13 protein-coding genes, 1 pseudogene and 1 riboswitch are annotated in these 15,078 nt (G+C 43.7%); of the genes and pseudogenes, 12 read left to right on the top strand and 2 right to left on the bottom strand.

The window, feature by feature from the left end; genetic code table 11:
• Positions 1-135 precede the first annotated feature (135 nt).
• Positions 136-3,579: a collagen binding domain-containing protein gene (locus tag MKY19_RS21325; RefSeq protein WP_339797501.1), complete on the top strand. Its 3,444-nt coding sequence runs from the start codon at positions 136-138 to the stop codon at positions 3,577-3,579.
• Positions 3,580-3,659: 80 nt separating this feature from the next.
• Here MKY19_RS21325 and MKY19_RS21320 read toward each other — a convergent pair whose 3' ends face one another.
• Both MKY19_RS21320 and MKY19_RS21315 read right to left on the bottom strand, forming a co-directional pair.
• Positions 3,660-4,763: a HAMP domain-containing sensor histidine kinase gene (locus MKY19_RS21320; RefSeq protein WP_339797498.1), complete on the bottom strand. Its 1,104-nt coding sequence runs from the start codon at positions 4,761-4,763 to the stop codon at positions 3,660-3,662.
• A 38-nt stretch (positions 4,764-4,801) separates the two neighbouring features.
• A pseudogene (locus MKY19_RS21315) lies at positions 4,802-4,987 on the bottom strand (hypothetical protein); the annotation flags it as partial.
• A gap of 267 nt (positions 4,988-5,254) precedes the next feature.
• On the opposite strand from MKY19_RS21315, the gene mscL reads away from it, so the two are divergent.
• The 11 genes from mscL (at position 5,255) to MKY19_RS21260 (ending at position 15,077) form a co-directional block, all read left to right on the top strand.
• A complete protein-coding gene (gene mscL / locus MKY19_RS21310) occupies positions 5,255-5,659 on the top strand; it encodes a large-conductance mechanosensitive channel protein MscL (RefSeq protein ID WP_076284542.1) in 405 nt (134 codons plus the stop codon).
• 254 nt (positions 5,660-5,913) lie between these two features.
• Positions 5,914-6,089: riboswitch (FMN riboswitch) on the top strand.
• Positions 6,090-6,305: 216 nt separating this feature from the next.
• Positions 6,306-7,406 (top strand): bifunctional diaminohydroxyphosphoribosylaminopyrimidine deaminase/5-amino-6-(5-phosphoribosylamino)uracil reductase RibD, encoded by a 1,101-nt coding sequence (ribD, locus tag MKY19_RS21305; RefSeq protein ID WP_042190282.1) that lies wholly within the window; start codon positions 6,306-6,308, stop codon positions 7,404-7,406.
• Positions 7,407-7,507: 101 nt separating this feature from the next.
• Positions 7,508-8,176: a riboflavin synthase gene (ribE, locus tag MKY19_RS21300; protein WP_149646793.1), complete on the top strand. Its 669-nt coding sequence runs from the start codon at positions 7,508-7,510 to the stop codon at positions 8,174-8,176.
• Between the two features lie 62 nt (positions 8,177-8,238).
• Complete coding sequence (locus tag MKY19_RS21295; RefSeq protein WP_076284543.1) at positions 8,239-9,492, top strand: bifunctional 3,4-dihydroxy-2-butanone-4-phosphate synthase/GTP cyclohydrolase II; 1,254 nt, start codon at positions 8,239-8,241, stop codon at positions 9,490-9,492.
• Positions 9,493-9,528: 36 nt separating this feature from the next.
• Positions 9,529-9,996 (top strand): 6,7-dimethyl-8-ribityllumazine synthase, encoded by a 468-nt coding sequence (gene ribE / locus MKY19_RS21290; protein ID WP_042194286.1) that lies wholly within the window; start codon positions 9,529-9,531, stop codon positions 9,994-9,996.
• A gap of 135 nt (positions 9,997-10,131) precedes the next feature.
• A complete protein-coding gene (locus MKY19_RS21285; RefSeq protein WP_042190275.1) occupies positions 10,132-10,923 on the top strand; it encodes a segregation/condensation protein A in 792 nt (263 codons plus the stop codon).
• Positions 10,892-11,494 carry an SMC-Scp complex subunit ScpB gene (gene scpB / locus MKY19_RS21280; protein WP_042190273.1) on the top strand — a complete coding sequence of 201 codons (603 nt, stop codon included), beginning with the start codon at positions 10,892-10,894 and terminating at the stop codon, positions 11,492-11,494. The genes MKY19_RS21285 and scpB overlap by 32 nt, the downstream gene beginning before the upstream one ends.
• 184 nt (positions 11,495-11,678) lie before the next feature.
• Positions 11,679-12,392, top strand: coding sequence for a DUF2953 domain-containing protein (locus MKY19_RS21275; protein ID WP_042190271.1), 714 nt, complete (start codon positions 11,679-11,681; stop codon positions 12,390-12,392).
• Between the two features lie 84 nt (positions 12,393-12,476).
• The gene (ytfJ, locus tag MKY19_RS21270) at positions 12,477-13,010 is read left to right on the top strand and encodes a GerW family sporulation protein (RefSeq protein ID WP_339797492.1); all 534 of its coding nucleotides are present in this window, start codon (positions 12,477-12,479) and stop codon (positions 13,008-13,010) included.
• Between the two features lie 166 nt (positions 13,011-13,176).
• Complete coding sequence (locus MKY19_RS21265) at positions 13,177-14,376, top strand: D-alanyl-D-alanine carboxypeptidase family protein (protein WP_339266213.1); 1,200 nt, start codon at positions 13,177-13,179, stop codon at positions 14,374-14,376.
• 35 nt (positions 14,377-14,411) lie between these two features.
• The gene (locus MKY19_RS21260) at positions 14,412-15,077 is read left to right on the top strand and encodes a nucleoside recognition domain-containing protein (protein WP_076284546.1); all 666 of its coding nucleotides are present in this window, start codon (positions 14,412-14,414) and stop codon (positions 15,075-15,077) included.
• Position 15,078 lies beyond the last annotated feature (1 nt).

Genomic DNA, 15,078 nt, shown 5'->3' with positions numbered 1-15,078 from the left:
TAACATAAGATGGGGCAATGGGCGCGGAATTACATAAGAAGCATTCGAGCATGAGGAATGGCAGAGATTACGCTTCAAGAGGGGATACAAACACAGAAAAATTAAATTGGAAAAGGAATTGGAGGCTTTAGGATAATGTTAAAAAAAAGAATAAGTGTGATGATCGTTATTCTGATGCTTGTAGCGCAATATGCCTATGGCATCGGGTTCACTCCACAAGTACAAGCAGCGGCAATCGATCAAGAGCGGAATATCATCACCAGTGTCTCTATGGCTGTATATGGTGAAGACGGGCAGACGGTTACGGATAGCGTCTATGAGCAAGAAGCTAATGTAACATTAGATTATACGTGGTCTCTTCCTAAAGCTCATCCGTACAAGCAAGGTGACACCTTTACCTTTCAGCTTCCAGAGCAGTTTCAGCTTTTTAATGATATTAGCGGCTTGTTGGTCTCAGAGGATGGAGATGTAGGAACTTTTACAGTTGAGCAGTTATCACACCAAGTAACAATGACCTTTAACGACTACATAGAAACGCATGATGATGTGCAAGGAACGCTTCGGATCAATACTAAGTTTGATAAACAAACAATCTCAGGAAGTACTGTTCAGCAGATTTTATTTCCGGTGAGCGGTGGTGTTCAGACGGTTACTGTGAATTTTAAACCAAATGTAGGATCGACCATTGAGAAGAGGGGGATTCCTCAGGGTTTTAATGCAGACCATATTCTATGGTCTGTTGACATAAATAAATCATTAAAAACTGTTGGAAATGCAGTCCTAACGGACCCTATACCAACAGGTTTGTCACTTAGCACTCCGGTTACTGTGAGTGTGTATCAACTGAGTATCCAGTTGGACGGTTCGGTAACACAAGGTGCACTACTCGATACCAGTAAATATTCTACAGAGTTCATTGGAGGATCGTTAAATGTTCGTTTCACTGATCCTGCGATTTCGAGTGCTTACCGTATTGAATACTCCACAGCTATTACTGATGAGCATCGGCTAAGCTTCACGAATACAGCGACTTTTACAGGAGATGGGCAAGTTCCTGCAAGTTCCTCTGCTACTGTTCAAGTAGAACGAGGAGGAAGTTTGAACAAGTACTCTAGCGGATATGACTGGAGCAATCAAATCATTTCCTGGGCAATCGAATATAACTATAATAAAAAAACGATTCCGCAAGGAAATGCTGTACTAAAGGATTTGTTTGATGATTCTCAAGCGTTAGTAGCCAATTCGATAAAAGTATACACGGTGCAACTGGATTCAGCGGGTACAGCAACGTTGAGTAATCTTTTGACCAAGGATATTGATTACACTGTAGTTGCAGCTTCAGACGTGAAGAAGTCAGGGTTCACCTTGCAATTTAAACAAGATGTAACATCTGCTTATCGAATCGAGTATAAGACCAAAGCTGTAAAACGTGTGTTTGAAGATATTATAATCACTAATACAGTTACGGACAGTACCTATACTGGAGAAGCTACACGCTTAATACGGTCAGCCATTTTGTATAAGAACTTATCAGGCGTAGATTATCAGAATAAAACGGTTGGATGGAAAGTCACATTAAACAGTGATAATTATCCAATGGGTCAGGTTGAAGTTACGGAGTCATTCCCGTTTGGCGGACTGAAGTTTATTCCGGAATCACTCGTAATTAGAAATTCTAATGGGAATGTATTGAATCCTTCCAAATATAGTTTGGTTTACAATGCTCCTGTTCAGGCTAATAAAGGATTCAAGGTTGTCTTTAATTCGCAGATTACTGGTCTTTATACAATTAGCTATACAACGGAATTTAATAAGGATTGGATTTGGTCTAATACTGAAAATTTCAATAACAAGGTTAGGATGGACTGGTTAGACACGTCCGAAATTCCTCGCACAACAGAAGCAGAAGGGCTATTTATTCCAAGAACCGAAGCGAAAAGCAATGGTATGAAGTTTGGTTCTTATAATGCTTCAACTAAAGAATTAGCTTGGACATTAGGGGTCAATTATAATAGCAAAACGGTTGCAGAGCCAGAAGTCGTGGATATTTTGAAATCGGGTCAAACCCTGGTTCCTGGATCGCTGAAAGTATACACCATGAATGTTGCTAAGAATGGAGACCCAACGAAAGGTGTCGAGGTAAACAGTAGCAAATACACTTACAGTGTTAATGGTAATAATGAGCTGAAGCTCTCTTTTACAGATGCTATTCAATCCGCTTATTATATAGAATTTCATACAAGTCTTGAAGGTAAAGTCATTGGCACTTCTATTGATAATAAAGCCAGCCTTTATGATGGAACAAAAAAGGGATCCAAGGATTTGAACGCTACCGTAAAGATTCCTTATGGAGACGAATATCTCTTGAAAAATGGTGTTCAGAATGGCGAAAAAATCGATTGGAGCATTCAAATTAATCGTAGTCAGTCTACTGTGAAGAATGCGTTAATCAACGATACTCCTAGCGCTAATCAGATTCTGCTGCAGGATTCATTCCATCTGTATCCTACAAGCGTAGCTGAAAACGGGGATGTAACAAAAAGCGGACCTGAATTGATTCAGGGTATCGATTACAGCTTAGAAATAAAAACGGATGTAGACGGCAAGCAGTCGTTTGCTTTAAGCTTCGGCAAGGAGATTAGTAAACCTTATATTCTCGACTATCAATCCCTGATTATGGCGAATACAGGAGACAAGGTTACTAATACTGTTCGTTTCAGTGGTTTTAATGTTATCGAAATAAGCAAAGATTCTTCTAAAGAAATTATCGTCGGTGTGTCGAGTGGATCAGGATCAGGCAGCGGGGTTAGAGGTTCCTTGATGATCAAGAAGCTGGATGCAGAGGACAACTTGAAGACGCTGGCAGATGCAACTTTTGCACTCTATCGCCTTAACGGCTCAGACAGGGTATTTATTAATAGCTTAACCACAGATTCCGCTGGTACAGCAACATTCAATAAATTATGGTTGGGTAACTACGTATTGATTGAGACGACAGCTCCTAGTGGCTATGTACTTGATCCTACAGAGCATCCAGTGTCCATTCATTCCTCATCAACGAATCAACTCGTAATTACGAATCATAAAGCAGTTGAGCCTACGCCTACTGCAACGCCAGAACCAACTATAGTCCCAACCGCAACACCATCAGCTTCATCGGAACCGACGGATACTCCGTCAACAGAGCCGACATCAGAACCTGCGTCTACACCAACCTCAGGAGCCCCAGGAGGTCCGTTGACACCTACACCTACGAGTTCGCAGGTGCCAGGAGTAATCATCAATGATCCGGCAGTACCTGCTGGCCCTGGGAATACGAGCGATCTGGAATCCGCGACATCAGAAGAAGTAGGAGCTCCTGATTTAGTTATTACAGATGAAAATGTTCCTTTGGGTGAAGTCGACATTGTTGATGAGGAAGTTCCGAAAGGTACAGTCAACAACAGCACTTCAAGTGCCCCTCAGCTTCCAAAGACGGGAGAAAGTAGCCCTGCGTCGCTCTACATGACAGGTATCGGATTAATAGCCATAGGCTTTATTCTAAACCGTGTGTTTAGACGTGGAGGGAACTTAAAGTAAGTGAATAAGTATGATTTGAAATTGAACTGAAAGAAGCACCCGGCGTGATTATAGTCGGGTGCTTTGTTTGTGTTTAGAACCTATTCACTCGCAGGGAAGGAAGTCTCGAATTCGGTTTGTTTACGTGAGCTTTTGGCTAAAATTGTTCCACCGTGGAGCTCTGTGATGCTCTTGGCAATCGCGAGTCCTAAGCCGCTTCCGCCAGTCTCCCTAGAACGTGACTTATCTACACGATAAAATCGCTTGAATAAGTGGGGGAGGTCCGTGGCAGGGATCGGGTTACCATAATTCGTGCATGTAGCAATCACACTGTCATCTTTTCTATAAACGGAAATATCTAGAATCTTACCTTCTTTACCGTATCTAACCGCATTGGTAAATAGATTCTCGTATAATCGTACTAACTCGTCCGCATCACCATGGATAATCAAAGGGCCCATATCCGTATGAATACGGTAGGTCATATCCGCTTGCTCCAATACGGGAGCGAATTCCTCGACAAGCTGTTCGAGCAGCTTGCCGAGATCTACAGGCTCCATATTAAGGGGAAGCCCGTTGCTGCTAACACGTGTATATTCAAATAAATCGTCGATTCGCTTTTTAAGAGTCAGGGACTTCTCATAGGCGATATTCACATAATAACGCAGCTCAACCTCGTTCTTATAACGATCCTTCTCCACATATTCCAGGAATCGCAGTACAGAAATTAGAGGGGTTCGAAGATCATGGGATACACCAGTGATTAGGTCGTTTTTTGCTTTCGCTGCTGCTCGTTCTTCATCTATAGCGGATTTTAGCTTGCCCGCCATGAGGTTCATATTTTCCGCGAGTTTACCGAGTTCATCCGTTCCTGTTACTGGTATCTTGAAAGATAAGTTGCCGTCAGCAATCGCTTGAACCCCGCTTGAAATGTTATGAAGATGGCTTGTTGTATTTCTGGATAGCTTCAGGATGAAAAAAATAAATAAAGGAACCCCAATGAGAATCACTATAGAAGTAGAACCGATGTTATTGGTCACCCAGCGGATGAGTTTAACGCCCCAGAAGGAATGAGAAGGATTGAGCCATAGCAAAAGGGATGTCCCATAATAGCCGACCAATAAAATTGCTGCTGTAAGAGCTAGACTCGTTAGGCTAAAGCCAACTATTTTCCAAGATAAGGTATCGAATCTTTTAAAGTTCAACTAGAAGAACCTCCTTTTTCCAGTTTGTAGCCAACGCCCTATACCGTCTTTAAATACAGTAGTTTACTCGGCTTAGCTTCAATTTTTTCTCTGATTTTTCGAATGTGTACCATGAGTGTATTACTGAGTCCAGTAATTTTATCTAGTTCCTGACCCTTGGCAGATAACATAATAATCGGGAATTTTTGTGTTTCTCGAATTTTTATACAGGTCTCTATACCGTCCGTACTACAAGAAGTATACAATATTCTCGATTGAAATCCTTATTTCAAGGCCGGCGAAGATCGATGGGAAACAGTTTGTTTAGCTCTTTGAAAAACTTAAAGCTATCATAAAGCCTTCCACATACCAAAGATGAGACAGGCGAACTTCCCAATGGCGGCATGTAAAAGTAAAAAGTAAACTTAATAGTTTCTTAACAAGCCTTAAGATTTGGGAAGCGGCTATGCTATAATAATTTCAAATTCAATAGGTTGGAGGAGAATTGGAAGATGTGGAAAGAGTTTAAAGCTTTTGCCCTGAAAGGAAATGTACTAGATTTAGCCATTGCTGTCGTTATCGGAGCAGCTTTTGGTAAGATTGTGACTTCATTAGTATCTGACATCATTACGCCAATTGTCGGCTTGATAACAGGTGGTATAGATCTGAAGGATCGGGCTCTAAGTGTTATGGTTATGCATAATGAACTGATTATTCCTTATGGGCAATTTTTGCAGGCGGTAGTTGATTTCTTTATTATTTCCTTCTCAATCTTTATGGTGATTAAATTGGCTAATAAATTCCAGCGTAAAGAAGCCGTTAAAGTTGAAGTGGTGGAGACGCCAGCACCCGCAGAAGATATCGTGTTGCTAACGGAAATTCGTGATTTGTTGAAACAACAAGAACGCGGATTGTAATTGGAAAAAGAAAAAGAAAAAGCGCCTGGAGATACAGTCCAGGCGCTTTTTCTTTTGTTATGTAAATGTATGGAATGGGTTTTAACTGTACATTTGCAGGCTATATATAACCATGTCGTTTCTTCTAGTAATCACCATACCTCTCAGAATTAAGTTACAAATTTTAAGTAAATATATAAAACGCACTTGCATTTCGAAGGTGTAAGTGATAATTTTGTTAGTAAGGAAAACTTGAACCTCAATTAAATAAAGGATCAATCCTTCAGGGCAGGGTGTAATTCCCTACCGGCGGTGATGTTGTTGTAGAGTGCTTATTTTTTAAGTTTATCTACCACACTTAGTCCGCTACCCGGCTCGCGTTGTTGACGCGAACGGTGGACCCGGTGAAATTCCGGGACCGACAGTATAGTCTGGATGGAAGAAGGAGAGGTTAACCGCTTGTCTGTAATAGACAGGTGGACTGCAGTGTTTTCATTTATTATGTGCGATATTTCACAATTGCCGTCGTTTGACGGTTATTTACGCACACTTTTATTTGGACTGCCGATAAACTCTCGCATAACCCATCTTTACTCCTCCTGGAGAATGAGATGGGTTTTTCTGTTTTTACGCATCAGATAGACAGTAAGTGGATAGGAGGAACGAGATGGATAATATGAATGACGAGTTTTATATGTCGTTAGCGCTGGATATGGCAGAACGGGCCCAAGGACAGACAGGAATTAACCCTGTTGTTGGCTGTGTTGTTGTAAAGAATGGAGCGATGATTGGACTTGGAACTCATTTGCAGCGCGGAACAGGTCATGCTGAGGTTCATGCCTTGAATATGGCGGCTGGCCAAGCACAGGGCAGCACTGCCTACGTAACACTGGAACCATGCAGTCACTATGGCAAGACTCCGCCCTGCAGCCAAAGGCTGATCGACGAGGGAGTAGCCAGAGTGGTAGTCGCTTGTGAAGATCCTAACCCTCAGGTTGCGGGTCGCGGCGTTCAAATGCTGCGTGAGCATGGCATTGAAGTAGAAGTAGGGTTGCTGCGTGAACGTGCGTTGCGGTTGAATGAGCGTTTTATCAAGTATATTTTAACAAAACAGCCTTTTGTTACGCTCAAGAGTGCCAGCACGCTGGATGGTAACCTAGCTACTAAATCTGGTGACAGTAAATGGATTTCAAATGGTGAAGCGCGGGAGATCGTACATACGCTGCGGCATCGGCATCAGGGAATAATGGTCGGTGTGAACACAGTGATTGCAGATAATCCTTCACTGACGACAAGAACGGAAGTGCCGGGTATTCATCCGATACGGATTGTGATTGATTCTGGACTACGTATTCCTTTGGATTCAGCAGTAGTAAGTGACGGTCTAGCGCCTACTATCATCGTGACAACTGAAGCCGCAGATGATGAAAAGAAAGCAGCACTTCTTCAAGCAGGTGTGCAAATCATTGTTAGCGGAGCAGGACCACGGGTGGATTTGAAGGCTGCTATGGTAACACTCGGTGAAATGGAAATCGGATCGATTTTACTTGAAGGTGGAGGCACGCTAAATGGTGCGATGCTGGAGAGTGGGCTCGTTGATCGAGTGATTCTCTTTTTCGCTCCAAAGATTGTTGGCGGTGGTGCTGAAGCGAAAGGGACGTTCGTATTTCCTGGTATAGAGCTAATGAAGGATGCGATTTCTCTGGAGGGATTGGAAGTAAAAGTGCTCGGAGATAATGTATGTATCAGCGGTACTCCGGTACGCTAAAGTGAATGGTTACAAAACTTAATCGTGTGCTTCCGGAGCAAGTTTTGTTCGGAGAGATAGCGGAGAAGTGTTACTCACACAAAACTCCTAGGAGGGAAAGCATGTTCACTGGATTAGTCGAAGAAGTTGGCACTCTGAGAAGTGTCTCTACCGGTGGAGAAATGATGGTGCTGAACATTGCCGCTTCCGTCATCATGGATGATTTGAAGATTGGTGATAGCGTATCGGTTAATGGCGTCTGTCTTACAGCGACAACTTTAGGCGAGAACTATTTTACAGTGGATGTCATGCCTCAGACCTATCGAAACAGTAATCTGAAGGAGCTACGTCCTGGCAGTCGGATGAATCTGGAGCGAGCAATGGCAGCCGGTGGTCGATTTGGAGGTCATATTGTTCAGGGACATGTAGATGGCACTGCTGTCATCAAAAGCGTAAAACGTGATCAAAATGCAGTAGTCTATGAGATTGCGCCGGATCGTAAATCGCTGTTTAAATATATCATCCCTAAAGGGTCGATCACGATTGATGGCATTAGCCTAACAGTAGTAAAAACGACGGCTTCATCGCTTACTGTATCCATTATTCCGCATACGTTAGGGGAAACTGTGCTAACTTATAAGCGGGCAGGAGATAGTGTGAATATTGAGTGTGATGTCCTGGGCAAATATGTAGATCATCTTCTTCATTATGGCTCAGCTGCACAGGATGAAGAAAGTGATAGCAGTTCCGGGATTAGCCGCGATTTCTTGGCGGCAAACGGATTTGTTTAAATAATGAGTAAGCTTACGAAGAAGGGAATAATCCTTCGTAAAGCTATTAGGAGGATAGGATCATGAGCGAACAATCGAAGAAGGATAGTGTCTTGGATCCGATTGAAGAAGCGATATATGATTTAATGCGCGGCAAAGTCATCATCGTGGTGGATGATGAAGATCGTGAGAATGAAGGGGATTTTATAGCTCTTGCTGAACGGGCGACACCAGAAGTCATCAATTTTATGATCACTGAGGGACGTGGTTTGGTCTGCATGCCAATTACCGCTGAGCGTGCGGAAGAGCTTGAACTACAGGCTATGGTCAGTCACAATACAGATAATCACGGCACAGCTTTTACTGTATCGGTTGACCATATAGATACAACTACTGGTATATCAGCAGGGGAAAGATCCTTGACTGTAAAGGCCATGATTGACCCTAAAGCGAAGCCGTCTGATTTCCGTAGACCTGGCCATATGTTCCCGCTGATTGCGAAAAAAGGTGGCGTACTACGCCGTTCCGGACATACAGAGGCTGCTGTTGATTTAGCCCGTATGTGTGGTGCATATCCAGCCAGTGTGATTTGTGAAATCATCAAAGAAGATGGCTCGATGGCCCGGTTGCCTGATCTGGTTGAGATTGCTAAGAAGCATGATCTTAAGTTGATCAGCATCAAAGACCTCATTCACTATCGGAACGAGAAGGAACAGCTCGTCAATCGCGAGGTGTCTGTACGTCTGCCTACCGATTTCGGTGAGTTTCAGACCATCGCCTATACAAATGAAGTGGATGATAAAGAACATGTAGCATTGGTGAAGGGCGATATTTCCGGTGATGAGCCAGTGTTAGTACGAGTACATTCCGAATGCTTGACGGGTGACGTATTCCACTCCCATCGCTGCGATTGTGGTCCCCAGTTTGAAGCAGCGCTTCGGCAGATCGAAGCTGCTGGTAGAGGCGTATTGCTCTATATGCGTCAAGAAGGCAGGGGCATTGGTCTTATTAATAAGCTTAAAGCCTACAAGCTTCAAGAAGAAGGACTCGATACTGTAGATGCCAATCTAAAGCTTGGTTTTCCAGCAGATTTGCGTGATTACGGGATTGGAGCACAAATTCTGAAGGATCTAGGTATAAGTCAAATTCGTCTCTTAACGAACAATCCTCGAAAGATCAAAGGGTTGGAAGGTTATGGATTGGAAGTTGTTGAGCGAGTGCCAATCCAAATGCCGGAGAATAAAGATAATACTAATTATCTCCATACCAAGCAGGCGAAACTTGGGCATTTGCTGTCTTTTGACGACATTGAACAAAATGAGGATTCGAAAGTATAATCACACACAATAAAAAACGAAGGGTAGATGAATGATATGCCGAAATATTTAGAAGGACATTTAGTTTCCGAGGGGTTAAAATACGGAGTCGTAGTAGGACGTTTTAATGAATTTATTACTAGCAAGCTTTTGTCAGGTGCACTTGATGCATTTAAACGCCATGGTGCTAACGATGATGAAGTAGATGTTGCTTGGGTTCCAGGCGTGTTTGAAATTCCGTTAATCGCTCAAAAAATGGCGGAAAGCGGTAAATACGACGCTGTAATCACTTTAGGAACTGTTATCCGTGGCTCTACAACGCACTATGATTATGTATGTAATGAAGTTGCAAAAGGGGTAGCTGCGATCAATCTTAAAACTGGCGTGCCGACGATTTTTGGCGTAGTAACTACTGAGAATATTGAACAGGCCATTGAGCGTTCAGGAACCAAAGCAGGGAATAAAGGCTGGGATGCTGCGACTGCTGCGATTGAAATGGCGAATCTTAACAAACTGTTTAAGTAAGACAGCTATTGACGAATCAGTCGAATTCGTGCTTATTTATAGTATAAGAAGAAAGCATGGATTATAGAGCCCTTTCTACTTGTGTAGCGTCCTTTAGGGCGCTGCACTTTACTTTTTTTGGCGGGAGGATGCTTCGTGACTGTATTGTACAAGCTGGAAACGTTTGAAGGTCCGCTGGATCTGCTTTTGCATTTAATTGATAAGGCGGAAATCGACATCCAGGACATTCCGGTCGCCGAGATCACCGAACAGTATATGGAATACCTGCGAAGTATGCAGGAGCTTGAACTGGATATTACGAGTGAATTTCTCGTGATGGCCGCAACCCTATTATCTATAAAGAGCAAGCTATTGCTGCCCAAACCACCGGTCATTGAGATCGATGATTTTGAATATTACGAAGAAGATGAATTTGATCCACGAGCTGAACTTGTTCAGCGACTGATTGAGTATCGTAAATTCAAGAGTATTGCTGTTCATTTAATGGATATGGAGAGCGAGCGGAGCTTGATTTTTACGAAGGAGCCGGAGGATCTGGGTCCATACGTGCCTGAAGAGATTGACCATACGCTAAAAGGACTACATACTTCCGACCTTATAGCTGCTTTCCGTAAAGCACTTAGTAAGGCGGCAAGAAGGTCATCTTACCAGCGGATCACCCGGGACGAAATATCGGTAAAAGATCGTATACGTGATGTATCGGATGCGCTGCAGCGCAGAGGGAAGGGCGGTAGGCTCCATTTCTCAGCACTGCTTCACGATGAAATGGCGCGGCACGAAATCGTAGTTACTTTTCTTGCGATTCTGGAACTGATGAAAATGAAGGCGATTTTTTGCTATCAAGAGAAATTGTTTGAGGACATCGTAATGGAGTGGAGAGGAGGAGAACACTTCAATGGATTACAAAACGCTGAAATCGATTATTGAGGGCCTGTTGTTTCTATCAGGTGATGAAGGGATCTCCGTACGGCAAGTAGCCGAGATTACAGAGCAGCGGCCAGAGCTTGCAGCTGGAGCATTAGAAGAACTGAAAGAGGATTATGTAACGCAGGAGCGGGGGTTACAGGTAGTCCAAATCGCCGGGAATTATCGGCTGGCTACCTTGCCTGAGCATGCCCATTATTTCGAGCGATTAGCTTATTCCCCTTCAAGATCAACCTTGTCACAGGCTGCATTAGAGACATTGGCGATCGTGGCCTATCGTCAGCCCATTACACGGGTGGAGATCGAAGAGATTCGAGGCGTGAAATCCGAACGTGCAATTCATACGCTGAATAATAAGGATTTGATCCATGAGGTTGGCCGTGCCGAGGCTGTAGGACGCCCAATTTTGTATGGGACTACTAAATCATTCTTGGAGAGCTTTGGCCTCGCAAGTCTGAATGAGCTGCCTGAACCATCAAACTTCGAATCCACTGATAATTTGGAAGAGGAGACGCAGCTACTGTTCAATAAGCTGGATACTCAAATGACGTTCGAGGATATTGAGCAACCATAGTTTTTTTGTTATTTCGCAATGATTTGTATTGCTGGGACTGCCCATAAACCATTCATATGGTTTATGGGCAGTCTCTATTTTTTTGTAAAGCCACTTTTTTTAACCAAACCCCGAATTTTTTCCAGATTAAATTGCCATACTAAACCAAAGGTTCCCATTATTAAGGTTTCTTGGAGGTAAATACGTGACGTTATGGCTTGGAATACCCCTCGGATTGCTGGTACTGGCAATGATCCTGGTTCTGTCTTCATCTATCGATTTCCGCATCCGGTGCTATAAACATGACAAAAATGATCTGATCGAGTTAGATGTTAAGACACTTTTTGGTCTGATCAAACTCCACTATGAACTGCCTCGATTGGTCTTTAAGGGATTGGAGCAAGGCGTGCTTGGGAAGTTTAAAGAGACGGGTACCGCGACTACAGGTGTTGACACTGTAAAGGAAGAACAATTCGATAAAGAAAGAATTGAGCGCTGGCGGGACAATGTACAGCTAGCAGTGAAATCCACACGTGGATTGAAGAAGTGGTTCAAGGAAACTGTATCACATGTCAAAATATCAAAGCTCGACTGGTCCACAGACTTCTCACTAGGTGATGCGGCAGACACTGCTATAGTATCAGGAGCCGTCTGGGGATTGAAATGGAGCATCGTTGGATTTATTTCGCAGAGGGTCAAATTGAAACACAATCCACGAGTATTTGTGAAACCTGTTTTTCAAGATGAGCATTCTTTTTCAATGGAGTTCGTATGTGAGGGTAAATTGTCCGTTTCCTATGCTGTATACGCATCATTGCAGCTTCTTCTTCGTGTCTTGAGGGAGGCGGGGGGAATCAGTAAGTGGAGAAAAATACTAAAACGGATGCGTAGGGAGTCTCATGGGCAAAGTTTAGAATGAAAGTTACATACAAATGCGTGGATGTGGGGATGATAAGCGCTGTAGAAGCAAGAGAAATCGTACTCAATTAAAGGAGGAAACAATATGAGCGACCATCCTATTCAGGGTCTAATGCAAACAGCGATGGAAAATATCAAGGGTATGGTAGATGTTAATACGATTGTTGGAGATCCAGTACAAACACCTGACGGCAGTATTATTCTGCCGATTAGTAAGGTGGCCTTTGGGTTTGCTGCAGGGGGTAGTGATTATCGAGTAGAGGATTCTATAAGTGGATCAAGCTCCCAAGGCGGTGTCAAAATGCTTCCTTTTGGTGGCGGTAGTGGGGGCGGTGTCTCCATCAGACCGATCGCTTTTCTAGTGGTTGGTAAAGATGGGGTAAACATTGTGCCACTCGACAATCAAACGCATTTGTTCGAAAAAATTATCGATGCTACGCCTGGGCTCATCGACAAAATCCAGACCATGTTCCAAAGCAGCAGTACTTCAGGTCAAGCTGGGTCAACTGCTACACAAGCATCACAAGCACCACAAGCACAAGCACCACAAGCACAAGCACCACAAGCACAAGCACCTGCTAAACCCGATCCAAGTACATCCCAATCTTCAACACATTAGGTACACATAATTGTTCAAATAGCCTCGGGGATATCGCCTTACATCAGGCGGTGTCCCTTTTTGTGTGGAGAGGACATACCCTAAGGCTGGTCCGCATACACTTGTACAACATAAGCATGAAATGAATGACTTTACTTAAGAACCGATAAGAATCCGGAGGATAAATATGAAGACAATAACCCGTAAATTTCCAATCGCCTTATTACTGAGCATTTTGCTGCTGTTTCTGACACCGCTAACTTTGATTCATGCGGAGAACAGCTCCATATCTACGCATGCAAGGGCAGCGGCGCTGATTGATGTGGAATCCGGGCGTATTTTGTATAGCAGTCGAGGAGATGAGCCGATGCTTATTGCCAGCCTGACTAAAATAATGACCGCCCTCGTCGCAATTGAGAATGGTGATTTAGCATCCAAAGTCAAAGTTGGTAAAAATGCTTTCGCCAAAGAAGGCTCCTCAATTTATTTACAGCAAGGTGAAGAGATGACGCTGGAAAATATGCTGTATGGTCTAATGCTGCGCTCTGGGAATGATGCGGCAACAGCGATCGCTGAACATATCGGCGGTTCTGAAGAAGGGTTTGTATACCTGATGAACAATAAGGCTGAAGAGCTCGGATTAAAAAATACTCATTTTGCTAATCCGCATGGTCTAGATGCTGAAGGCCATTATTCGAGTGCTAACGACTTAGCTGTGCTGACGGCGTATGCTCTTCATAATCCTGTATTTAAACAAATTGTGAAGACACAGGAGAAAACTGCGGACAATCCAAATGAGAAATGGGATTACAAGTGGAGAAACAAAAATAAAATGCTGTACTTATATGAAGGCGCAGATGGTGTGAAGACTGGATATACCAAAAAAGCGCTACGCTGCCTTGTCAGCTCAGCGACCAGAAACGGCCAGCAGCTTGTCGCAGTGACCATAAATGATGGGGATGACTGGAATGATCATGCCTCACTGCTAAACTTCGGGTTTAATCATTATCCACTAAAAACAATGATCGAACGCGGGGATCCCGTTAGTGGTTATGCTTTCGTGACAGCCAAAAAATTTGCCTATCCGCTCGGACAAGGCGAGCAGGATAGAGTGACTACTAAACTTGTCTTGAATCAGATCCCTGCAACGTCAGCCAAAGCTGCAAGATCAAACTTTGGATTACAAGGGGTTCTCGTTCTTGATCTAGGTGGCAAGGAGATAGGCCGGGTTCCAGTATATACACGAGAGTCCTTACCACCTGAGGAATCCGCTTATACTAAAAAATACAGTACAACGCAAGCACACACTTATCCTGCTGATAATTGGTTTCAGGCTATAGGGAGTGCACTGAAGGCGTTATTTAAATTGGGTGAAAGTTCCAAGTAAGCAGATAGCTGAATAATGAAGAGGGAGGCGTATCCATGATTAACGGGATCTGGCTAGGAATGATCATCATCGGTTTTCTGTTCGCCGCCGTTAACGGCAGAATGGATGAATTTACAGCCGCCGTATTCGACGGAGCCAAGAGTGGGGTTACAGTAAGTTTCGGCTTAATAAGTGTGCTTGTATTCTGGCTAGGAATCATGCGGATCGCAGAGGATGCTGGTTTGCTTAAAAAAATAGCCAAGATTCTTGGGCCAATCGTAGCCTTCCTCTTTCCAGATGTGCCGAAGGGCCATCCTGCAATCGGATATATTCTCTCCAACATGAGCGCTAATTTGCTTGGACTTGGCAATGCGGCTACACCTATGGGGATCAAGGCGATGCAGGAGCTGCAGAAGCTCAACCCGGATAAAGAAACGGCCACACCAGCCATGTGTACCTTACTGGCGCTTAACACAGCAAGCATTACGCTAATTCCCGCGACACTAATTGCGATCCGATTGAATTACAATTCGGCAGATCCTGCGGGAATAGTAGGCACAACCCTCGCCGCAACGGCTGTGGCGACTCTTGCGGCTATAGTGGCTGACCGGTTTTTCCGAAGGATGACATTGCTGCGCAAACCTCCAAAGCCGCCGTCAGCAAAGTCTGGTTCTGCTCCATTGGCCAAGACGTCGCTGCCTAATTCTTCATTGAAAGGGTGAG

The organism is Paenibacillus sp. FSL R5-0744, assembly GCF_037972555.1.
Classification (GTDB): domain Bacteria; phylum Bacillota; class Bacilli; order Paenibacillales; family Paenibacillaceae; genus Paenibacillus_AQ.
Note: the sequence above shows the minus strand (reverse complement) of the source record. Positions and strands in the feature narration are given on the sequence as shown.